The 21,984-nt window shown below is 46.7% G+C and carries 18 protein-coding genes and 1 pseudogene; 11 read left to right on the forward strand and 8 right to left on the reverse strand.

Annotated elements, in window-relative coordinates; genetic code table 11:
• Window positions 1-16: 16 nt before the first annotated feature.
• Both ACIGBN_RS04665 and ACIGBN_RS04670 read right to left on the reverse strand, forming a co-directional pair.
• The gene (locus ACIGBN_RS04665; RefSeq protein ID WP_133003047.1) at window positions 17-988 is read right to left on the reverse strand and encodes a histone deacetylase; all 972 of its coding nucleotides are present in this window, start codon (window positions 986-988) and stop codon (window positions 17-19) included.
• A 48-nt stretch (window positions 989-1,036) separates the two neighbouring features.
• Window positions 1,037-2,137, reverse strand: coding sequence for an HD-GYP domain-containing protein (locus ACIGBN_RS04670; RefSeq protein ID WP_396663883.1), 1,101 nt, complete (start codon window positions 2,135-2,137; stop codon window positions 1,037-1,039).
• 160 nt (window positions 2,138-2,297) lie between these two features.
• On the opposite strand from ACIGBN_RS04670, the gene ACIGBN_RS04675 reads away from it, so the two are divergent.
• On the forward strand, window positions 2,298-2,759 hold the full coding sequence (locus tag ACIGBN_RS04675; protein ID WP_396663885.1) for an EVE domain-containing protein: 462 nt from the start codon (window positions 2,298-2,300) through the stop codon (window positions 2,757-2,759).
• 14 nt (window positions 2,760-2,773) lie between these two features.
• Here ACIGBN_RS04675 and ACIGBN_RS04680 read toward each other — a convergent pair whose 3' ends face one another.
• Complete coding sequence (locus tag ACIGBN_RS04680) at window positions 2,774-3,457, reverse strand: hypothetical protein (protein ID WP_396663887.1); 684 nt, start codon at window positions 3,455-3,457, stop codon at window positions 2,774-2,776.
• 193 nt (window positions 3,458-3,650) lie between these two features.
• Between ACIGBN_RS04680 and miaB the strand changes: the two genes are divergently transcribed.
• From miaB to lnt, 5 genes are read left to right on the forward strand one after another with little or no spacing between them, the layout of a single operon-like run.
• Window positions 3,651-5,006, forward strand: a complete 1,356-nt coding sequence (miaB, locus tag ACIGBN_RS04685) for a tRNA (N6-isopentenyl adenosine(37)-C2)-methylthiotransferase MiaB (RefSeq protein ID WP_133003043.1) — start codon at window positions 3,651-3,653, stop codon at window positions 5,004-5,006.
• Between the two features lie 12 nt (window positions 5,007-5,018).
• The gene (locus ACIGBN_RS04690) at window positions 5,019-6,065 is read left to right on the forward strand and encodes a PhoH family protein (protein ID WP_396663889.1); all 1,047 of its coding nucleotides are present in this window, start codon (window positions 5,019-5,021) and stop codon (window positions 6,063-6,065) included.
• Window positions 6,065-6,529: an rRNA maturation RNase YbeY gene (ybeY, locus tag ACIGBN_RS04695; RefSeq protein WP_133003041.1), complete on the forward strand. Its 465-nt coding sequence runs from the start codon at window positions 6,065-6,067 to the stop codon at window positions 6,527-6,529. The genes ACIGBN_RS04690 and ybeY overlap by 1 nt, the downstream gene beginning before the upstream one ends.
• A 12-nt stretch (window positions 6,530-6,541) precedes the next feature.
• Window positions 6,542-7,405 (forward strand): HlyC/CorC family transporter, encoded by an 864-nt coding sequence (locus ACIGBN_RS04700; RefSeq protein ID WP_133003040.1) that lies wholly within the window; start codon window positions 6,542-6,544, stop codon window positions 7,403-7,405.
• Between the two features lies 1 nt (window position 7,406).
• Window positions 7,407-9,008 (forward strand): apolipoprotein N-acyltransferase, encoded by a 1,602-nt coding sequence (gene lnt / locus ACIGBN_RS04705; protein ID WP_133003039.1) that lies wholly within the window; start codon window positions 7,407-7,409, stop codon window positions 9,006-9,008.
• 96 nt (window positions 9,009-9,104) lie between these two features.
• On the opposite strand, the pseudogene ACIGBN_RS04710 reads toward lnt, so the two are convergent.
• Window positions 9,105-9,548 (reverse strand): annotated as a pseudogene (locus tag ACIGBN_RS04710) (hypothetical protein); the annotation flags it as partial.
• A 155-nt stretch (window positions 9,549-9,703) separates the two neighbouring features.
• On the opposite strand from ACIGBN_RS04710, the gene leuS reads away from it, so the two are divergent.
• From leuS to holA, 3 genes are all read left to right on the forward strand, one after another.
• A complete protein-coding gene (gene leuS, locus ACIGBN_RS04715) occupies window positions 9,704-12,151 on the forward strand; it encodes a leucine--tRNA ligase (protein ID WP_133003037.1) in 2,448 nt (815 codons plus the stop codon).
• A 62-nt stretch (window positions 12,152-12,213) separates the two neighbouring features.
• The gene (locus ACIGBN_RS04720; RefSeq protein ID WP_133003036.1) at window positions 12,214-12,732 is read left to right on the forward strand and encodes an LPS assembly lipoprotein LptE; all 519 of its coding nucleotides are present in this window, start codon (window positions 12,214-12,216) and stop codon (window positions 12,730-12,732) included.
• Between the two features lie 23 nt (window positions 12,733-12,755).
• Complete coding sequence (holA, locus tag ACIGBN_RS04725) at window positions 12,756-13,790, forward strand: DNA polymerase III subunit delta (RefSeq protein WP_396663893.1); 1,035 nt, start codon at window positions 12,756-12,758, stop codon at window positions 13,788-13,790.
• Between the two features lie 29 nt (window positions 13,791-13,819).
• On the opposite strand, the gene ACIGBN_RS04730 is transcribed toward holA, so the two are convergent.
• Window positions 13,820-15,280, reverse strand: coding sequence for an MFS transporter (locus ACIGBN_RS04730; RefSeq protein ID WP_396663895.1), 1,461 nt, complete (start codon window positions 15,278-15,280; stop codon window positions 13,820-13,822).
• 190 nt (window positions 15,281-15,470) lie between these two features.
• Here ACIGBN_RS04730 and ACIGBN_RS04735 point away from each other — a divergent pair, with 190 nt between their 5' ends.
• Window positions 15,471-16,130, forward strand: coding sequence for a putative 2OG-Fe(II) oxygenase (locus ACIGBN_RS04735; protein ID WP_133003033.1), 660 nt, complete (start codon window positions 15,471-15,473; stop codon window positions 16,128-16,130).
• A 14-nt stretch (window positions 16,131-16,144) separates the two neighbouring features.
• Here the strand turns inward: ACIGBN_RS04735 and ACIGBN_RS04740 are convergent, their stop codons facing one another.
• From ACIGBN_RS04740 to ACIGBN_RS04750, 3 genes are all read right to left on the reverse strand, one after another.
• On the reverse strand, window positions 16,145-17,665 hold the full coding sequence (locus tag ACIGBN_RS04740) for a SpoVR family protein (RefSeq protein ID WP_133003032.1): 1,521 nt from the start codon (window positions 17,663-17,665) through the stop codon (window positions 16,145-16,147).
• The gene (locus tag ACIGBN_RS04745; RefSeq protein ID WP_133003031.1) at window positions 17,646-18,938 is read right to left on the reverse strand and encodes a YeaH/YhbH family protein; all 1,293 of its coding nucleotides are present in this window, start codon (window positions 18,936-18,938) and stop codon (window positions 17,646-17,648) included. Before ACIGBN_RS04745 ends, ACIGBN_RS04740 begins: the two co-directional genes overlap by 20 nt.
• Before the next feature lie 90 nt (window positions 18,939-19,028).
• Window positions 19,029-20,951 carry a PrkA family serine protein kinase gene (locus ACIGBN_RS04750; RefSeq protein WP_133003030.1) on the reverse strand — a complete coding sequence of 641 codons (1,923 nt, stop codon included), beginning with the start codon at window positions 20,949-20,951 and terminating at the stop codon, window positions 19,029-19,031.
• 417 nt (window positions 20,952-21,368) lie between these two features.
• Here ACIGBN_RS04750 and ACIGBN_RS04755 point away from each other — a divergent pair, with 417 nt between their 5' ends.
• Window positions 21,369-21,977 carry a flavin reductase family protein gene (locus ACIGBN_RS04755; protein WP_396663898.1) on the forward strand — a complete coding sequence of 203 codons (609 nt, stop codon included), beginning with the start codon at window positions 21,369-21,371 and terminating at the stop codon, window positions 21,975-21,977.
• Window positions 21,978-21,984: the final 7 nt, after the last annotated feature.

Below are 21,984 nucleotides of genomic sequence, written 5' to 3' on the forward strand. Positions count from 1 at the left end.
TATCAGGGTTCGCGCATTACAAACACGAGAGCGGGCTTTCTTGCCAAACTCGATTCGCCGCTTGGTGCAATAAACTGTGCCGCCACGCCACTTTTTCTTCTTGCCGGTCATAGCCACCACCAATCACACAGGCAACAGGCAAGCCCAGCGCTACACAAGTGGCGATCACGAAGTGATCTCGCGCCAGCACCCCCTTATCGGTTAGGTTGACATAGCCTAGCCGGTCCTCTTTGTGCACATCGACACCGGCATCATAGAAGATAAAATCAGGCTGATGTTGCGCTAATAAGTTCGGCAGCGTGCTTTTTAAGATGGCTAAATATTGCTCGTCATCTGCCCCTTTGGGAATGGCGATGTTGATGCCTTTTGTTTGTTTCACGCTGGGGTAGTTTTCTTCGCAATGCCAAGAGATTGGTATGATGTCAGTCCGATCTTGAAAGAAGGCAACGGTGCCATCGCCCTGGTGCACATCGCAATCCAAGATCAGCACTTTTTTGGCTTTGCCTGAGTTCACCAAAGCCAATGCCGCGACGGCCAAATCATTAAAAATACAAAAGCCTGCACCATGGGAAGGGTGCGCATGGTGTGTGCCACCCGCCAGGTGACAGGCCAACCCATGTTGCAAGGCCAACTCACTGGTGAGTATGGTGCCAGAAACCGCACGCAAGGTACGCTCTACTAGCCACTCAGACCAAGGCAAACCAATTTCTTTGACTTCTTGGACACTCAAATCGCCACGAATAAAGCGCTGAACATACCCTTTATCATGAGCCTGCATCAGTGTGGTTAACGATAAGGGTATGGGTTGATGCTCGTTTTCAGCGCTCAAAATACCTTGTTCACGCAAGGTCTCTGCGAGCAAGCGAAATTTGTGCATCGGAAAACGATGCCCTGCCGGAAACGGTATGCTGTAGTGAGGGTGAAAAACCAGTGGCATTTTAGCCGGCGTTACCGCCACAGCACTGGCTGTAGAAAGCGAATCAGTCATAGAAAAACACAGAAAATTTAAGACATAGAACAAGCATGTTAGCAGTGATTATTGGCTGCGCGCCACTATGACCTTGCGAATCGCCGCGTTAAAGGATTCCACCAAATGATGAGGAAAGCCTTTGCCACTTTCAAAGTTAACCTGTTGAATCGCTCGCATCGAACTTTTTCGATATTCGCTGCCCGACGTCCCCCAGACAACATCAATAAACATCACAGAAATGGCCAACAAGAAGGCCCCTTGAGGAATTAAAGGCCCCACCAATCCAGCCGGAAAACCGCTGCCATCAAAACGTTCTTTATGGGTTTTTACCATGGCGACTGCGGCATCCCAGCCAAGGTGTTTGTCGAGCAGTTTGGCGCCGACCATAGGATGGTTTAATTCTGCCTGACGCTTGGCCTCCTCGTCATCTTGGCAGTTCAATACCACCGCCATCCCCATATTATGCATGTAGGCTGCGGCACTGAGTTGAGCGGGATCTTCTGGTGTTTGGCATTCTAGGTTGATCAATTGGCTCAGTTTAAGAATGCGTTCACTACGCTCCTCAGAGTAACCTAGCAAACGGTTTAGCTTGGTGCTGAATAATCGAAATTGCTCGATGTCTGCTTGCTGCACAGCGCTGTAATTGACCTTCACCAAAAGCGACGTTGTTTTTGCGCCGATCGGTGCGTCGCTTAACTCAACCGCGATATCTTCTAATAAAGAACGAGCAAGGCTTGGTCGGTTGGCGTCGTTTTCACAGCCATAAATAGCGCCCAGTCCTGACTGTAACTTTTCCAACACCAAACGCTCGGCGCCGTGGTATTGATACAGATCTTGCAATAGGCAACCCACTTGCTCCAGCACCACATTGATCACATCGCCTAAGTCATAGTGATAAGCGATATAGCCGCCCCGCATGCCATCCACAATTTCTTCTAAACTGTGAAGGGCCGCCACCAAAGGATCCAGAAAACAGACAGAGCAGTTTCCTTTCATACTATGAAGCGAGCGAAATAACGTATCGAGTTTGTCGAAAGAAAAGCCGTCATCTTCGATATTATTGATGATGTTTTCGATTTCTTGTTGGGCTTCTTGGTAGCACTCTAGTAAGTCATCTTTGAGCTCTTTTTCCAGAGCAGAGAATTCTGTGCAGGCAAATTGACTCATAGTGTCCATCCATTACAAAAAAGCGCGCTTGTTTGAAACCTGTATGTCGCCTTCAAACGATTTCGCGCATGACCTATTCCATGGCTTAATGCCCTCATTGTAGATAAAATACCATGGATCGTGAAGCACCCAACTGTCTCGCTATGACACTGAGGAAAATATGTCTCAATATTGGCTAATGAAATCCGAGCCTGATGCGTTTTCAATAGATGACCTTAAACAACAAGGACCGTCCCCATGGGATGGTGTTCGAAATTACCAAGCTCGCAATTTCATGAAGGACATGAAGATTGACGATCTTGTCTTTTTTTATCACTCCAGCTGTAAACCCGCGGGCATTGCAGGCATTGCTAAAGTCACTCGTAACGCGTATCCAGACCACACCAGTTGGGATCCGAACAGCGCATACTACGACCCTAAATCCACGAAAGAAAGCCCTCGTTGGTTTATGGTGGATATTGAACTCGTTGAGAAATTTCCTGTACTGATCCCATTAAGCAGTCTAAAACAAGACCCTGAACTGACCGACATGGCGCTGCTGAAAAAAGGGAGCCGCTTGTCCGTCATGCCCATAGTAGAGTCTCATTGGCAACATATACTCCAGAGCACACGCTCAGCCTAACCCATGATGCAGGCTTAATGATAACGCCTTTCGCGCTCTTTCAGTGACACGGCGGTATCAAAGTAATAACGGGCAATAACCCCCAGATAATCATTGTCTTCGCCCGATCGAACAATGATCCCAAGGCTCGCTAACTGGCGGTATTTCTCTGGCTGATAGTAGGTTTCAAGACGCCAAGCAGACTCATCGTTATAGCGTTCACGGTAGACAGAAACACGCTGATCGTCGTTCAGGTAATAACTAATACCAACACGAGTACTACTAAGATTGTTGAGTGTACTGTCGTATGAAGTGTAGTTCCCGGTGAGCGTTACAGCGTCCCAGAATGCATCCGCCATGGCGCGCCCCACCACACTGCGATCGGTTTCTTTGTTGTCGTCTTTCGGTTTGAACTCAGACACGCCAACACCAATACCTAATCGACCGTATTCATTTCGAGCAAACCAGTTAGAAGCCAGTTCCGACTGCGCAAAACTGTCTTCTGAGCGTCCTGTCATCAGGTAATTACTATTCAACAGAACTTGTGTGGAATACACATCCGTTAACGGAATATTCAGCACGACGTCCAAATTAAACAGCGCTTTACTGTTTAATAGCCCGCCTCCGAGCCCCAATTCAAAATTGGGGGATTCGTCATCTGCCCATACGGACTCACTGAAAATGTTTAAAATAATGAAAATTGAAAGCAGGTACTTCATAGGGTCTCCTTGCCCAGACAGCCCTATAACTGTGGCATTGTCAGGTAAATAAAGCAAAGTCGATGGCGCTTGTGAACAAACTATTTCGACTTTAAATGCGCGGAATGTTCGACACCTCTGTGATTCAGACTCAATCCCCAATATAATGGGTACAAAGTCGATAAGACGAACACATTTTAGGTTTATAGGTTACATGGCAAAAAAACTTTTTATCCAAACTCACGGCTGCCAAATGAACGAATACGATTCTTCTCGTATGGCAGATTTACTCGGCGAAAGTCATGAGATGGAGCTAACAGACAATGCGGACGAAGCAGACGTTCTGCTTCTAAACACATGCTCCATTCGTGAAAAAGCGCAAGACAAGGTATATCACCAACTTGGCCGCTGGAAAAAACTAAAACAGAAAAACCCAAACCTCGTCATTGGTGTGGGCGGTTGTGTGGCAAGCCAAGAAGGCGATGCTATTCGCAAGCGCGCTAAACACGTTGATATGATTTTTGGCCCACAAACGCTGCATAAGTTACCAGAAATGGTCAATGCGGCGGGCAGCCATATTCCTATCACTGACGTCACTTTTCCAGAAATTGAAAAGTTCGACCACCTACCAGCGCCTCGCGTTGACGGCGCGGAAGCCTTTGTTTCCATCATGGAAGGCTGCAGTAAGTACTGTACTTTTTGTGTGGTGCCTTACACTCGCGGTGAAGAAGTCAGTCGTCCGTTTGAAAGTATCCTAGTTGAAGTCGTTCAATTGGCTGAGCAAGGCGTTCGAGAGATTCACTTGCTGGGTCAGAACGTTAACGCATACCGTGGTGAAAACGAAGATGGCGACGAAACAGATTTAGCGGACATTATCCACGCCGTTGCTCAAATTGACGGGGTTGAACGTATTCGTTTCACCACCTCGCATCCAGTGGAATTCACCGACAGCTTGATCGAAGCCTTCCGTAACGAGCCTAAGTTGGTGAGTCACCTGCATTTGCCGGTACAAAGTGGTGCCGATAACATTTTGAGCGCCATGAAACGCGGCCATGATCGTCAATATTACATTGATAAAATCAACCGTATTAAAGAAGCACGACCAGGCATTAGCTTGTCTTCTGACTTTATTATTGGCTTCCCTGGCGAAACCGACGATGACTTCATCGACACAATGAACCTGATACAAGAGATTGGTTTCGACCATTCTTTCAGCTTCGTTTACAGCCAGCGCCCTGGTACGCCAGCGTCTAACTTAGAAGACGACACGCCTGAAGAGGTGAAAAAAGAACGCCTTTCGATTCTACAGCGTCGCATCAGCCAGCAAGCTTATGACATTAGCTTAGCCATGGTTGGCGAGGTTCAACGCATCTTAATCAGTGGTTATTCCCCACGCGATCCAGGCCAGCTACAAGGCCGCACAGAAAACAATCGCATTGTGAATTTCCGCGCGACGGACTCACAATTAATCGGCAAATTTGCCGATGTGGTGATCACAGACGCTTATCCAAACTCCCTTCTTGGGGAATTGATTGGCTCTGAACTCGACACTGATTTTGTTCTTCATTAAGTAAGGTAACTCTTGGAAACCACACAGACAACACAACAAACTCGCTTAGCGCCTGCCCAAGCTTCTGCTTTGGCGGCGTTATGCGGTCAGCTTGATGAGAACATTAAGCTGATCGAAGCTCGTCTTGATGTCACTATCCGCTATCGCGGTGAACTGTTTGATATTTCAGGCGATGACGCAGAACGCGTTGCTGCCAGCAAAACCCTGATCGAAAACTTGTATCGAGAAGCCCTCGCGGAATCTGTGCTTAGTACAGAAACAGTGCATCTCTATTTGCAAGAATCTGCGATTGAATCAATCACCAAAAGCAGCAAAAGCCAAAGCGATCAACTGGTCATAAAAACACGTAAAGCCTTTATCAAACCAAAAGGCAGAAACCAACAAGGTTATGTCCGCGAAGTTCGCAAAAATGACATTAACTTTGGCATTGGACCCGCTGGTACAGGTAAAACGTACCTGGCAGTGGCGTGTGCAGTTGAAGCGTTAGAAGCCGATCGTGTAGAACGTATTATGCTTGTTCGACCGGCAGTGGAAGCAGGCGAAAAACTGGGCTTTTTGCCTGGTGACTTATCACAAAAAATCGACCCTTATCTACGCCCACTGTACGATGCTCTTTACGAGATGCTCGGCTTTGAGTTAGTGGACAAGCTGATCGAGAAAAACGTCATTGAAATCGCGCCGCTTGCGTTTATGCGCGGTCGTACGCTAAACAATGCGTTTATCATTCTGGATGAAAGTCAGAACACCACCCGTGAGCAAATGAAAATGTTTCTTACGCGCATTGGTTTTGGCTCTACTGCGGTTATCACAGGCGACACCTCTCAGGTCGATTTGCCGCGTGGAACCTCCTCCGGCCTTGCCCACGCTATGCATGTATTACGTGGCGTCAACGGCATTAGCTTGACTCACTTTACCGCGGCCGATGTGGTTCGTCATCCTCTGGTACAACGCATCGTTGAAGCTTACGAGCGCTTCGATGAAGAAGAGGAAGTCGAGAAAAAAGCCCGCACCGAAGCCCGTTTAAAAGCGCAAACTGAACACAAGAGCAATACAGAATAATGGCCCATTTAGAGTTAGATCTACAAGTTGCCACAGAAGACACCGACACCCTACCCAGCCTTGAAGATTTTTCTCGCTGGGTACAGGTGGCCTTGCCGACCATTGGTGACGAATTTGAAGTGACTATTCGTCTTGTTGACGAAGCAGAAAGCCAATCACTCAATAACGAATACCGTGGCAAAGACAAACCCACTAACGTCCTCTCTTTTCCATTCGAAGCACCTATGGATTTAGATGTGCCCCTGCTGGGTGACTTAGTCATCTGCACGCAAGTGGTTAACCAAGAAGCAAAAGAACAACAAAAACCTCTTTTGCATCACTGGGCACACTTGACGATTCATGGCATATTGCATTTACGTGGTTATGACCATATAAATGATGATGAAGCAGAAGAAATGGAAGCACTGGAAGTGCAACTACTCGCTTCCCTAGATATACCCGACCCCTATTTGATAAAAGAGTGAGTTCACAACCCCATGAGTGAAGACCGATCGAGTAACTCCAACGATCATAAATCTTGGTTTGAGCGATTAGCGCAAGCGTTTCATGACGAGCCTCGTAGCCGAGAAGACATCGTCAAGCTACTAGAAACGGCGGTAAAGTCCGATGTTATCGACCGCGATGCCTTTACTATTGTAGAGGGTGCTTTAGAAGTATCTGAAGTACAGGCCCGTGACATTATGATTCCACCTTCTCAGATGGTGATCATCAAATCCGAAGACGATCCAAAAACCTCGATTCGAAAAGTCATCGATTCTTCCCACTCTCGCTTTCCTGTGGTGGGCGAAGAGCCGGATGAAATTCTGGGTGTACTGCTTGCGAAAGACCTCTTGCCTTTGCTGTTTAAAGAAGAAGACATTGTGCTGGACGACATTATGTCGCGTTTACGTCCGGCCAACTTCATCCCAGAAAGCAAGCGCCTCAATGTATTATTGAATGACTTTCGAACCAAACGCTACCACATGGCCTTGGTACTCGACGAATACGGCAGCGTGTCTGGTTTAGTCACCATCGAAGATGTGTTAGAACAAATTGTTGGTGAAATCGAAGACGAAACAGACCGCTTAGAAAACGAAGACATTCAAACCACGGAAGACAGCAATGTGTTCCTAGTACCAGCCTTGTGCACCATTGAAGACTTTAACGAATTTTTCAAAGTGGACTTGAGCGAAGAAGAGTTCGATACCGTTGGAGGCATTCTGGTGCAGCAATTTGGCCATGTGCCCGTTCGCGGCGAAGAAATCACCTTCAACCAGCTGCATTTCCATGTGCTGAAATCAGATGGTCGCCGAGTGAAAACCATACAAGTCTCCACCCCTACAGAAGAATCAATGGAATAATATGTCCGACCGCCTCCCCGACTTAACCACTAAAGCGGGGCGGAAACGCCCTTCTGCGTTAAAAAACCGCTCACCGTATATTGTTTTTATTATCGGTTTATTGGCGGGTGCTTTGGGAGTAACCAGCTTTGCTCCCTTCAATTTTTGGCCTAGCTACTTTGTCACCCTGATGGTCTTCGCGACCTTAATTTTGTCCAGTTCGACGGCGAAATCGGCGTTTTGGCGAGGCACCTCGGTTGGCTTAGGTTTCTTTGGCGCAGGCGTGTCTTGGGTCTTTGTCAGCATTGACACCTATGGCCAAGTGGGCGACATTGCTTCTGCTCTGATTACGTTTTTATTTGTCTTAGTCGTCACGCTTTTTTGGTCCGTATCCGGCTGGCTGTCTTGGCGTTTAATTCAACGTTTTAAACACATCTCACCGGCTTTGTTGATCGCCTTTAGTTTATTGCTTGGCGAATTTGCCCGTAGCCATTTATTCACTGGTTTCCCATGGCTCTTACCTGGCTATGCCATACAGGAAACTTGGCTGTTCGAATTACTGCCAATTGGCGGTATTTGGCTGACCAGCGCTGTGGTGGTACTGACCGCCTGCCTGATTCCCGGACGCTTGTTTAGCAACCATAATCACATTGCTTTGATCATGGCGGTGCTGTTCACCTGGTCTGCCGGCTTGTATTTGCATTACTTCCCTGAAAAATGGGTCTCGCCAACAGGCTCAATCAAAACCACCTTGGTGCAAGGCAATGTTCCACAAGAACTAAAATGGCAACAAAGTACCGCCGCCAGCTCATTGGCGTATTATGAAAAAGCCACCAGAGAACATTTGGACAGTGATTTGGTCGTTTGGCCAGAAACCGCCATCACCTATTTTTATCACGAAGTTCGCCCTTTCTTAAGCCCATTAAGAAAGCAATTGGCAGACACTAAAACCACCTTAATTACTGGTGTGCCGGATTACCAAGCCGACACAAAAACCTACTACAACGCGATGTGGGCGACGGGTAATGGCTTTGGTCTTTACTACAAACGTCACCTAGTACCGTTTGGCGAATACATCCCTCTCGCGTCGATCGTGGGGCCTATTTTAGACATCTTTGGCATGCCGATGTCGTCTTTCTCTCCAGGGGACAGCAACCAGCCAACACTGCAAGTGGGCGAATGGGCCGCGGCGCCTTTCATCTGCTATGAAATTGTGTACCCAGAACAGGTTCGCCGTTTAGTTCGCGACAGTGACTTCCTAATCACCATCAGTAACGATGCTTGGTTTGGCGCGTCCATTGGTCCGTGGCAACACTTGCAAATCGCGCGCTTTAGGGCCAAGGAATCAGGGCGCTACTTGATTCGTGCGACCAACACAGGTGTGTCGGCGATCATTGATCAAAATGGCGACATTGTGGCCGAAGCGAAACAGTTTAAAAGAACCACTCTCACCTCCACCGTGAAGACCTTTAGTGGCATCACGCCTTATGTCCAATGGGGTTACTGGCCTGTGCTCTTACTGCTGCTGATCACCTTTATCCTCTCTTATAGCAGCAACAAGGCTTTGAGCAAAAAACGCATCGACGAGAAGAAGAGTCTATTGAAGAAGCGACTTTACCAATAAGTCGCGCTTTCATCGCAAGTAAAAAAGGAATTAGGTTACTTGCGATGAAAACATTAGGTCTATCAAGCAATTAGATAGGGTAAGAAAACCACCTGCTTAATGGGTCGACAACAACCCGTAGTGGCACACTTCACAGGTTTCTAACGGGCCATCTTGCGCCAAGGTATTATCGTGGCCACAAGACATACAGTGATACACCCCCGCTTTCGCTTGCTCTCCGGCCACATGACACTCTTCGAGTGGCACAGGATTATTGTTCGCGTGATTGATTAACCACAACAAGGCGGCGTCTTCTTTCTCGTCCAGCTCTTCGACAAAATCATGACCTTCGTCTAGGATCAAATGCCAATTGGCATCAACCCATGCTTCGGTATAGCCCATCTTATCGTGCCAATAAGCTTTCATAAGCGACACGTCGTCTAATAGCCAATCCTTAGCCCCTTGCAATGTCTTACGAGCTTCTTCAACCAAATCCGTGTTGTTTTGCTCATTTGCGTGATCTTTTTTCATTGTTTTCATAACTCCTCTTCTATGTGCCTTCTCATTAGAGCTCCATCTCTATAAAATAGCGAATATTCTTAGACTCTGTTGGGCTCTACGCAAACATTTAGTGCATTTCTTCTCTTTTCCTTAGTTAGAGAGGCAATTGTGTAGACAAGGCCAACCTAACGCCTATTACGGGACCATAAAACATCATGCAAGAACAATATAATCCTCAGCAGATTGAACAAGCTGCTCAATCATTTTGGGATGAAAACAAAGTATTCAAAGCCGTCGCCGATGCCAGTAAAGAAAAATTCTACTGCTTGTCTATGTTCCCTTACCCAAGTGGCCGTTTGCACATGGGCCACGTACGTAATTACACCATTGGCGATGTGATCTCTCGTTACCAGCGTATGCAAGGCAAAAACGTTTTGCAACCAATGGGTTGGGATGCTTTTGGTCTGCCAGCAGAAAACGCAGCGATCAAACACAAAACCGCACCAGCGAAATGGACCACAGAAAACATTGCCTACATGAAAGGCCAATTAAAAGAACTTGGCTTTGGTTATGACTGGGACCGTGAAGTAGCAACTTGCACACCTGAATACTACAAGTGGGAACAATGGTTCTTCACGCAATTGGTAGAAAAAGGCTTAGCGTACAAAAAAACAGCGGCCGTTAACTGGTGTCCTGAAGACCAAACGGTTCTCGCAAACGAGCAAGTAGAAGAAGGTGCTTGTTGGCGTTGTGGCACGACCGTAGAGAAAAAAGAAATTTCTCAGTGGTTTATCCGTATTACGGATTACGCAGAAGAATTACTGAACGACCTTGACCAACTAGATGGCTGGCCAGAAAAAGTAAAAGCCATGCAGCGTAACTGGATTGGCCGCTCTGAAGGTCTAGAATTCAGCTTTGCCGTAGAAGGTAAAGAAGAGCGCTTATCTGTTTATACGACTCGCCCAGACACCATCATGGGGGTCACTTACGTTGCCGTAGCGACGCAACACCCATTGGCATTAGAAGCCGCTGAAAGTAACCCAGCGCTTGCTAACTTCGTCGCCGAAAGCAAATTGATGTCGACCACAGAAGCCGACATGGCCACGGTTGAGAAAAAAGGCATGGACACTGGCTTTAAAGCCATCCACCCTATTTCTGGCGACATAGTGCCTGTTTTCGCGGCCAATTTTGTGTTGATGGAATACGGTTCGGGCGCGGTTATGTCGGTGCCTGCTCATGATCAACGCGACTTTGAATTTGCGAAAAAATACAATCTAGAAATCAAACAAGTCATCCAGCCTGCGGGCGAAGAAACAGTGGACCTTGAGAACGCGGCTTTCACCGAAAAAGGCGTGTTATGCAACTCAGGTGAATTCGACGGTTTGGCGTTTAAAGACGCGTTTGCTGCGATTTGCACTTGGATGGAAGACCAGGGTATTGGCGAGAAAAAAGTCAACTATCGCCTACGCGATTGGGGTGTAAGCCGCCAACGTTACTGGGGCACACCCATTCCGACTATTAACTTGAAAGATGGTTCTGTCGTTCCTGTACCAGAAGATCAACTGCCTGTTGTCTTGCCGACAGACGTGATCATGGATGGCGTTAACTCTCCAATCAAAAACAACCCTGACTTCTCGTCTATTATGTTCAACGGCGAAGAAGCAGAGCGCGAAACCGATACCTTTGATACCTTTATGGAATCCTCTTGGTACTTCGCACGTTACTGCTGCCCAGATTCAACAGACGCCATGCTGACAGAAGAAGCCAACTACTGGCTACCTGTTGACCAATACGTTGGTGGTGTAGAACACGCTATCTTGCATTTGTTGTACTCACGTTTCTTCCATAAGTTGTTGCGTGATGCCGGCTTAGTAACGTCTGACGAACCATTCAAACGCCTTCTAACCCAAGGTATGGTGAATAAAGACGGCACCAAGATGTCTAAATCCAAAGGCAACACCGTTGACCCTCAACAAATGATTGAGAAATACGGCGCGGATACCGTTCGCCTATTCATCATGTTTACCGCACCACCAGAGCAATCTCTAGAGTGGAACGACGCGGGTGTGGATGGCGCATCACGTTTCTTACGCCGCTTGTGGGCTTTGTCTTACCGTCACACCAATGCTGGCGAAGTCGGTACATTAGACATTGGCGCACTGAATGGCGCGCAAAAGTCTCTGCGTCGTAAAACTCACGAAACCATTCAGAAAGTCACCGACGATATTGAACGCCGTCAAACCTTCAACACCGCCATTGCCGCTGTGATGGAGCTGTGCAACGAAATCAGTAAGTTTGAAGACAACTCGCCATTGGGTCTGGCTGTGGTTCAAGAAGCATTAGAAGCGGCAACCTTGTTGTTGTCTCCTATCGTGCCTCACATTTCTCATCAGCTTTGGACAGACCTTGGTCACACGGACAACATTGTGGATACCGCTTGGCCAACACTGGACGAAGATGCCTTGATCAAAGACGAATTGACCATTGTCGTTCAAGTATTAGGCAAGAAACGTGCTGAGTTAACCGTGTCTGCCAGCGCAGACAACAAAACGATTGAAGCTGAAGCATTGGCTCACCCAGGTGTGGCTAAGTTCCTTGAAGGAAAAACGGTTCGTAAAGTCATCGTTGTTCCCGGTCGCTTGGTTAATATTGTCGCAAACTAATGCGCTTAACAGGGATGGCGCTGCCATCCCTTTTCATTCTTGCCGAATAAGAGATCATGGCCATGCTAGTATCATTTAACAAAACGACCCGTTATTTTTTCCTTGCCCTCATCGCCATGAGCGTTACTGCTTGCGGCTTTCACTTACGTGGACAAGTCGCAATACCACAAGCACTGAAAACCATTACCCTAACCTCAGACGCGAAATCCAATACCTTTAATACTTCGTTACGTATTGCCTTGTCGCGCGCTGGCGTTAACGTGGTCGACCCTAAAGACGCTGGTGATGATGTATTAGAACTCAAAGTAAACGCCATAACGACTTCGGATACTGTGTTGGCGCGTAACTCGTCAAACGACATTACCCAAATCGAGCGTCGCATGAGCACCAGCTATTTTATTCGCCAAGAAGATGGCAAGTCGCTGTACGGTCCTCGTACCGTCAGTACTAGCAAAACCTTGTCGAATCAGAACTCAGAAGAAAGTACCAAAGCGGCTTACAATCAATCAAAAGAAGAAGACATGAGCGAAGAGCTTGCCAATCAATTGATCTATGATTTAGGCTACGCGCCCCTTAAATAAGCTCGCCAACAGGCTAATCACTGATGAAAGTAAGAGCAGATCAACTGCCTCAGCAGCTTAATAAAAACCTCGCACCCCTGTATATTATTTCGGGGGACGAGGTGTTACTGATCCAAGAAGCCGCCGATAGCATTCGTCGTGCAGCGCAACAAGCAGGCATCAGTGAACGCCTTAGATTTGTCGCCGACGCGCAATTTGATTGGCAAGATGTGATCAATGAAAACCAGAGTTTGTCGTTGTTTTCCAATCAACGTTTGTTTGATATTCAAATAGATAAGATGGGCGAGAAACACACCAAAGCCCTCGCTCAACTGGCGCAATCTCTCACCCCTGATAACACCATATTACTCACTTTACCCAAGATAGACGCTCGCACCCAAAAGGCAAAATGGTTCACACAACTGGAATCCCAGGGCGTGTTTGTCCAAATTTGGCCAGTGGACGCCAGCCGCCTGCCAGCGTGGGTTCAACAACGGGCTCAAGCGCTCGACTTATCCTTGAGCCGAGACGCCGCAAGCATCATTTGTGAACGCGGAGAAGGCAACTTATTAGCCCTTTCCCAAGAGCTTGAGAAGCTGGTATTACTGCATGGCGCTGGCACTAAAATAGACGCAGAAAAGGTCGCCGAGTCGGTGGCCGACAGCAGTCGTTATTCGATTTATGATTTAAGCGATCGCTTATTAATGGGCAAAACCAAAGACGCCATGCATTGCTTAAGCCAGCTCATTGGCGAAGGGGTCGAACCCAACATTATTCTCTGGTTGTTTAACCGCGAGGCACAAACCCTTGTGGATTTATTACACGCCATGAGCTCGTCCAGTTTACGCCAAGCCTGCCAAGCCCAAAGAATTTGGGATAAGCGCATCCCTTTTTATGAAAGCGCCATGTCTCGTCATAACCAAGGCACGCTGCCCTATTTGCAAAATTACCTAGCCTTGATGGATCAACGCATCAAAGGCCTCGACGGCCCTGATTTAGAAGTGGGATTTCGCAATTTGGTCATGATGTTTTGTGGTTTCAAGCCCGTTATGACTGAGTTAGATCTGCCCGCCTACTAACAAGGCGGTGCGATCTAACGTCTTCGTAATCAGACCTCTTTGAGGCTTTTATTTAATGCCTTTAAACGCGTAAAACTCAGTATAATGGCTAACATTGTCGCCGTTACAGCCACCCAAAGGCTGACTCTTACACCCTGAGCTTCCATCTGTAGATGCGCCGATTCACCATGGCTAGACAACGCATACTGCGCCAAAATAACCCCAACAAGAGCCCCGCCTAAACACTGTCCAAAGGTTCTCATAATTGCCAGTACGCCTGATGCGTAACCGCTGTTTTCCCGCGACACATTCGACAACAACTCACGATTATTCGGGCTTTGAAAACAGCCAAAGCCAATACCACACAATAAGCTGCGAAAGCCTATGTCCCAGATGGACGCGTTGGCTGGCAATAACGCCAATAATGCGATGCCCAGCATAAAAATACACAAACCAATCGTTGATACCAAAGCCGCAGAATAGCGGTCCGCAAACTTGCCCGCTTGAGGCGCGGCTAAAATAATGCCCACAGGCCAAGGCGTAAAAAGCAATGCTGAGGCAAATGCACTGTAGCCATAGACATTCTGAAACAGAAAAGGCAATGCAATAAAAATGATCCCCTGACTGACAAAAGAAGACAGCGACGTTAAAGCCGCCAATGAAAAGCGTGTCGATGAAAAGATAACCAAAGGCAGCAGCGGTTTCGCCACACGCTTCTGTCGTCGAAAGAAGAGTACGCCAGCAACAACAGACACCACGGCATAGAGTAGAGCAGTGAATAAGGTATCCGTCGATATGCCGCCCTCGCCCGCTTGGGAAAAACTATTGGCGGTCATAATAAAGGCCCCCAGCATAACGGCCGACAACACGCCGCCTAGAACATCAAAAGACTCACGCTCATTCGTTTGCTTGCGAGGCATCGCGCGCTGCGTGAGCAACAAAGCCGTCAGGCCAAACGGCACATTAATCACAAACAACCACTGCCAGCTCAATGTTGAAATCAGTGTGCCACCAAATACCGGGGCAATGGCCGTTATCGTGGCGATCAACAATGCATTCGCGCCGAGTATTCGTCCCAACAAACGATTGGGAAAAATAGACCTGAGTATCGCGGGAGCAATACTTAATACCGCAGCAGCACCAACACCTTGCAGCAGGCGCATGCCCACCAACATAGGCAAGGACGTGGATAAAGCACAACCTAATGACGCCAAGGTAAACACACTCAACCCCATGGTAAATTGCACACGAAAGCCCACTTGCTTAACAAACGCCGCAAAAATGGCCAAAAACATCGCCGTCGACAACAAATAACTATTGGATATCAAGACCGCATCACTGGACGAAATGGCCAACGAGCGAGCAATCTGTGGCAAGGCAATATTGACCATTGAGCCATCAAACACCGCCATGGACGTTGTCGTCATTACCGCAAGCATTGCTAAACAGCGCTCTCGCCCCTTTAAACCTTCATCTCCAGGCTTGTCTGAAAATAATTCCATATAAACCATCGCTCCCACGCATGCCTTGTATTTGAACTCATTGTAAATGAGTCGCAGTATAAGCGCTCAAGAAGCAACTCAAAAGGCTGAATTCAAACCGCAGGGTAGCGATGGACTTCATTTATTCTCTTAGCCTGTTATCATGCGCCATTCTCATGCACCACTTTTACGACACTCTTAAGTTACTAGGCAGAATAGAATGAACGATGAATCCATTATCTTAGAAGAACTCAATGTCTGGAACACGCCTTTGTTTGTGAGCCAGCTACCAGACCATGAGTTTTTAAAAGAGGCACTGCTGGATTTGATCTATCAACAAAAAGCCGCACAAAAAACGGCGATTGATAGCCTAATCGCCCCAACAGCAAAACACGCCATGCACGAAAGTACGTTGGATTTTCTAGATCAAGAAGACCCGACTGTGATGGAAACCAAACGTATTTTAGAAGAATTAACGTTAGAAGTGGCTGCCAGCTTAAACCATTCATTCTGGCCTGAAGACGCCAACGCAGACGCACACATTATTGAGTCTTGGTATCACGTCACGCAAAAAGGCGGTTACCATGATGTGCACTCGCACCCAAACTGCTCTTGGTGTGGCATTTATTATCTAGAACCTGGCGATGCGTCGAGCGCAGGCAATGGTGGCTTAAATCGTTTTTATGACCCTCGCGTCAACGCCGAACATTATGCGGATCCAGGCACCGCCTACTTAGGCGCTCAAGGGGTATGGGACTTTACACCTGTCGAAGGTCAAATTGTGTTTTTCCCTTCGTATTTGAAACACTCGGCTCTGCCCTATTTTGGCGACAAAGACCGAGTAGTGATTGCCTTTAATAGCATCATAGAAGTGTATTAATAAGGCACCTGCGTTCAATCTTCTTGGCCGCAGGTGTAGGTTTGCACTAATCCCTCTTTACCCCAAGACTCTAAACGCACCTCAAAGCCCCAGAGTCGACGGAAATGCTTCATGACTTCGACCGTGTCTTCATTCAACGGACGGTCGCCATCCATCACATGACGCAACACCAAGCTTCTGTCTTCGTTAATATTGACTCTTTGTACCTGAATATTCGGTTCGCGGTAACTCAGGTTATATTGCTGAGACAAACGCTCTCGTAACTTTTGATAGCCTTCGTCATTGTGAATTTCTTTAACCTCAACAAAGGGGTCCAACACGTCGTTTTCCATGCCAAAGAAGCGAAATTCACGCATCAACTTAGGTGACAAATACTGCAGAATAAAACTTTCGTCTTTAAAATTGCGCATGGCAAAATCCAGCACCTCAAGCCAGTTTTTGTCCACGATATCAGGGAACCAGCGACGGTCTTCTTCTGTGGGCTTTTCACACATTCGCTTAATATCAGAATACATAGCAAACCCCAGAGCGTAAGGGTTAATGCCCGAATAGTAAGGCGAATCAAAGCCCGGCTGATACACCACACTGGTGTGTGATTGCAGAAACTCTAAGATAAAGCCATCGTCCACCAGCCCTTTGTCGTACAAAGTATTCATCAGGGTGTAATGCCAAAACGACGCCCAGCCTTCGTTCATCACTTGGGTCTGGCGCTGAGGGTAAAAATACTGAGCCATTTTACGCACAATGCGAATCAACTCTCGTTGCCAAGGACGCAGTAAAGGCGCGTGTTTTTCTAAAAAGTAGAGCAGATTTTCTTGCGGCTCAGAGGGAAAAATCCGTTCTTTTCGAATCGCCGCCTCCTCCTTATCCAACGTAGGAATCGTGCGCCACAAATCGTTTACCTGTTGTTGCAAAACACGCTCACGCTCCTCCTGTCGAGAACGTTCTTCTTCTGCTGAAAGCGGCACCGGACGCTTATAACGATCCACCCCAAAGTTCATCAAGGCATGGCAAGAATCCAGCGTGAGCTCCACTTCTTCTATGCCATATTTCTCTTCACACTCTTGAACGTATTTTTTAGCAAAAACGAGATAATCAATGATCGCCGTGGCATCGGTCCAGGTTTTAAACAGGTAATTACCTTTGAAAAAAGAGTTGTGCCCATAACACGCATGGGAGATGACCAAGGCTTGCATCATCATATTGTTCTCTTCCATCAGATAGGCAATACAAGGCGATGAATTGATCACGATTTCATAAGCCAGCCCCATGCGGCCACGCTTATAGTTTTGCTCGACTTCTAAAAACTGCTTGCCATAGGACCAGTGGTGATACCCTAACGGCATACCAACGGACGCATAGGCATCCATCATTTGTTCAGAGCTGATGATTTCAATTTGATTTGGATAGGTGTCTAAACCAAACTCCTTGGCTATTTTACCTATCTCTTGCTCGTATTTTTGCACCAATTCAAAAGACCATTCTGGCCCTTCGGATAAAAAGTGACGCTTCGCTTTACTGGCCGCTTGACTCATTTTGCCTCCTTTGGAACAAGTCCCGGAAAACAGGGTAAATATCGCCAACATCGGTTATATGCCGCATTGAAAAGTACTTAGGATGCGCGTTTTGCACCTGTTCATAGGAGTACCACAAACTTTGATGCTCGCGTGGGGTAATTTCTATATAGGTAAAATACTGTACTTTATCGACAATGCTGTCTTCTAAAATCTTACGACAGGTAGTCGAATCGTCATCCCAATTATCGCCATCTGACGCTTGAGCAGCATAGATGTTCCACGCATCCGATGGGTAACGATCAGCAATAATTTTGTCCATCAAGGTCAGGGCACTGGAGACAATGGTGCCGCCGGTTTCACGAGAATAAAAGAACTCCTCTTCGGTCACTTCTTTCGCGCTGGTGTGATGACGGATAAACACCACGTCTATTTTTTCGTAGTTCCGACGCAAGAAAAGATACAAGAGAATAAAGAATCGCTTGGCAATATTCTTTGTTTCTTGGGTCATTGAACCAGACACATCCATCACACAAAACATCACCGCTTGGCTGCTGGGTTTGGGCTCTTTTATATGATGGTTGTATCGCAGATCATAAGTATCCAAAAATGGCGTACGCGCGATTTTCTGCTCCAGCAAGGCGACCTGTTCTTCTAGCTCGGCCATTCTTACCTGATCGCGTAACGACACATCCAATGCCATCAGGCGCTCAATCTCGCCCTCAACTTCTTTAAGCTGACGCCTTGCCCCACCACTCATCACAATGCGCCGTGCATAAGCATTACGCATAGACCGCACTATGTTTAATTTAGACGGTGTGCCATCACTGACAATGCCGGCGTGCTTCAAAGAATACTCTTTGATTTCCTTAAGCTCTTTCTTCAATAAATTAGGCAACGCCAAATCTTCAAAGACGTAATCGAGAAACTCTTCTTGGGATATTTGGAAAACGAAGTCGTCTTCCCCTTCCCCCGTATTACTCGCATCGCCATTACCGGCACCACCCGCGCCACCGCCACGTGGTTTAGGTATGCGGTCACCGGTTGAAAACTCTTTATTACCAGGATGAACAATGGAGCCCTTTCCACCAACACCATGACCAAAAGTTGGCTCATGTATGTCTTTTTGTGGAATCGTAATTTTCTCACCACGGTCCAAATCCTTAATGCTGCGCTCGTTCACCGCCTCCTCAACGGCTTTACGAATATGCTCACGGTAACGGCGTAAAAATCGTTGCCGATTCACACTGCTCTTATGCTTTCCGTTTAGGCGGCGGTCAATAATGTATGACATACCCACCTCCTTTACTGATCAGACAGTACATCTTAGTCTTTCGCATAAACACCACCCGCCTCTTCGTTGGTACGACATCAATATGATTCTCTATTGAGATTTACGGACGCGTAAGTACCACTCAGACAATAAGCGAACTTGTTTTTCGGTGTAGCCGCGCTCTACCATGCGCTTAACAAACTCATTGTGTTTGTTTTTGTCTTCACTAGACGATTTCGCACTGAATGAAATAACCGGTAATAGGTCTTCCGTGTTAGAAAACATTTTACGTTCAATCACGACTCTGAGTTTTTCATAACTTAACCAGCTTGGGTTTTTGCCATTGTTGTTGGCTTTGGCTCGAAGCACAAAGTTCACCACTTCATTTCGGAAGTCTTTAGGGTTACTGATGCCCGCGGGTTTTTCGATTTTTTCCAGTTCGTCATTGATAGACGAACGATCCAAAATATCGCCGGTTTCAGGGTCTCGGTATTCTTGATCTTGAATCCAAAAGTCCGCATAAATCACATAACGATCGAAGATGTTTTGACCGTATTCTGAGTAAGATTCCAAATAAGCGGTCTGAATCTCTTTACCAATAAACTCCACATAACGAGGGGCAAGGTATTCTTTCAAAGCTCGTAGATAGCGATCGTGACGATCCTGATCGAATTGCTCTTGCTCAATTTGTTGCTCTAGCACATACATTAAGTGCACAGGGTTAGCCGCCACTTCCGTCGGGTCAAAGTTAAACACTCGTGAGAGAATCTTGAACGCAAACCGCGTCGATAACCCATCCATGCCTTCATTCACCCCTGCGGCGTCTTTGTACTCTTGCAAGGATTTCGCTTTAGGGTCGACGTCTTTCAAAGACTCCCCATCGTAAATGCGCATTTTTGAAAAAAGACTGGAATTCTCAGGCTCTTTTAGGCGGGACAACACAGAGAACTGTGCCAGCATTTTGAGCGTATCTGGCGCACAAGGAGAATGATGCAGCGAGCTGTGTTCCAGCAATTTCTGGTAGATGTGCATCTCTTCCGTTACTCGAGTACAGTAAGGCACCTTAACCGTATACACCCGATCAATAAACGCCTCATTGGTTTTGTTGTTTTTAAAGGTTTGCCACTCAGACTCATTCGAGTGAGCGAGAATCAAACCATCAAAAGGGATCCCCCCCAAACCTTCGGTGCCGTTATAGTTACCCTCTTGCGTCGCGGTTAACAAAGGGTGAAGGACTTTAATTGGCGCTTTAAACATTTCCACGAATTCCATAATGCCGCGGTTACCGCGACACAATCCGCCTGAATAGCTGTAAGCATCAGCGTCATTTTGTTCGAAATATTCCAACTTACGAATGTCGACCTTACCGACCAAGGCCGAAATATCTTGGTTGTTTTCATCCCCAGGCTCGGTTTTCGAGATAGCGATTTGATTGAGCGCAGAAGGGTAAATTTTCACCACTTTGAATTCTTCAATATTGCCGTTGAATTCTTTTAGCCGCTTCGTCGCCCAAGGAGACATGGCGTTTTTTAGGTAGCGTTTTGGAATGCCGTATTCTTCTTGAAGAATGTCACCGTCTTCATTGACGTCAAACAAGGCCAACGGCGATTCAAACACCGGGGAGCCTTTGATGGCGTAAAACGGCACTGTCTGCATGAGTTCTTTTAATTTTTCCGCGAGAGAAGATTTACCGCCCCCCACAGGCCCTAAGAGATACAAAACCTGTTTCGATTCTTCCAGGCCTTGAGCGGCATGAGTTAAGAAAGCCACAATTCGTTCAATGGCTTCTTCCATGCCATAGAAATGCTCGAATGATGGGTATCGCTTGATCAATTTATTGGAAAAGATTCGACTCATCCGCGTATCGCGGGATGTATCAATCACCTCAGGTTCACCAATGGCCATTAAAAGGCGCTCAGCCGAAGAAGCAAAAGCGGACGAATCCTGTTTGCATAAAGTGAGGTACTCAGAAAGAGACATTTCTTCTTCTTTTTGAGCGTCATAGCGAGATTGGATATGGTCAAAAATACTCATTACAGCATCCTCTCAGGGTAAGTTGTAGCAAGGTTATTGCCGTTAAACTCACGGGCGTTACCTAAATTTTCCGGCAGAAAGAAACTGGGTATATGTATTAGGTTTAGCATAGTCTCAGCCGTACTCAAGGCTTTTAATGCAAAGTCTCATTTCATAATATCCTTACCAAAACAAGATATTAGACAAATAAGTGTATGAAAATTAAGCGCTTTCAATCGCTCAAAATACGCTCAAACAAAACATTAAAAATAACAAAATTCATATTTCAATCTTAAATCGTCTGTTTTCCTTACCATTGCGCTTTGAGATCACGCCAATGGCAAGTAATTCGCACAAGTTTCCAATCAAGCATTCACAACGCCTCAACACTTGTAGTAATTTAACCAGTATCGATTTTTGATTTGATTAGGAAGGTTTATGCTGTTTCAATTTGATCAACTCAGTGGCACTGACCGCTATCACTTGATCACCCAAACCGTGACCCCAAGACCCATAGCTTGGATCATGACACGCAATGAAAATCAGTCTTATAATCTTGCTCCTTTTTCTTTCTTTTCTGCCATTTCTCCCGATCCTGCGCTTCTTGTTGTTTCTATCGGTAACAAAACAGCCGATCTTCAAAAAGACACTAAGCACAACCTAATTCGAGAGCAGGAATGCGTTTTGCATATTCCAAGTGGCGAGCAAATTGAAGCCGTTAATCGTAGTGCCGCGACCTTAGCCTACGGCGAATCAGAGTTAGACGATGGCGGATTGACACTGGTCGACTTCACACCACACTTGCCTCGTATTACAGGGGCAAAAGTCGCCATGCACTGTCGTCTCTATGAAATGCACCCGATAGGCACATCATCATTTAACGCCTGTTATTTGGAAATTTTAAGCTTACATGTCGATGACGACATTCTGAAACAAGAAAACGGGCGCAACATTATTAACAACGCCCAACTCAATCCGTTAAGCCGTCTTGGTGGAAACGATTACGCACTCATTGGTCAAACACTGACGATCAAACGCCCTGAATAAGCGCAAA

Source organism: Marinomonas sp. NPDC078689, assembly GCF_044542435.1.
In the GTDB taxonomy this organism is placed as follows: domain Bacteria; phylum Pseudomonadota; class Gammaproteobacteria; order Pseudomonadales; family Marinomonadaceae; genus Marinomonas; species Marinomonas arenicola.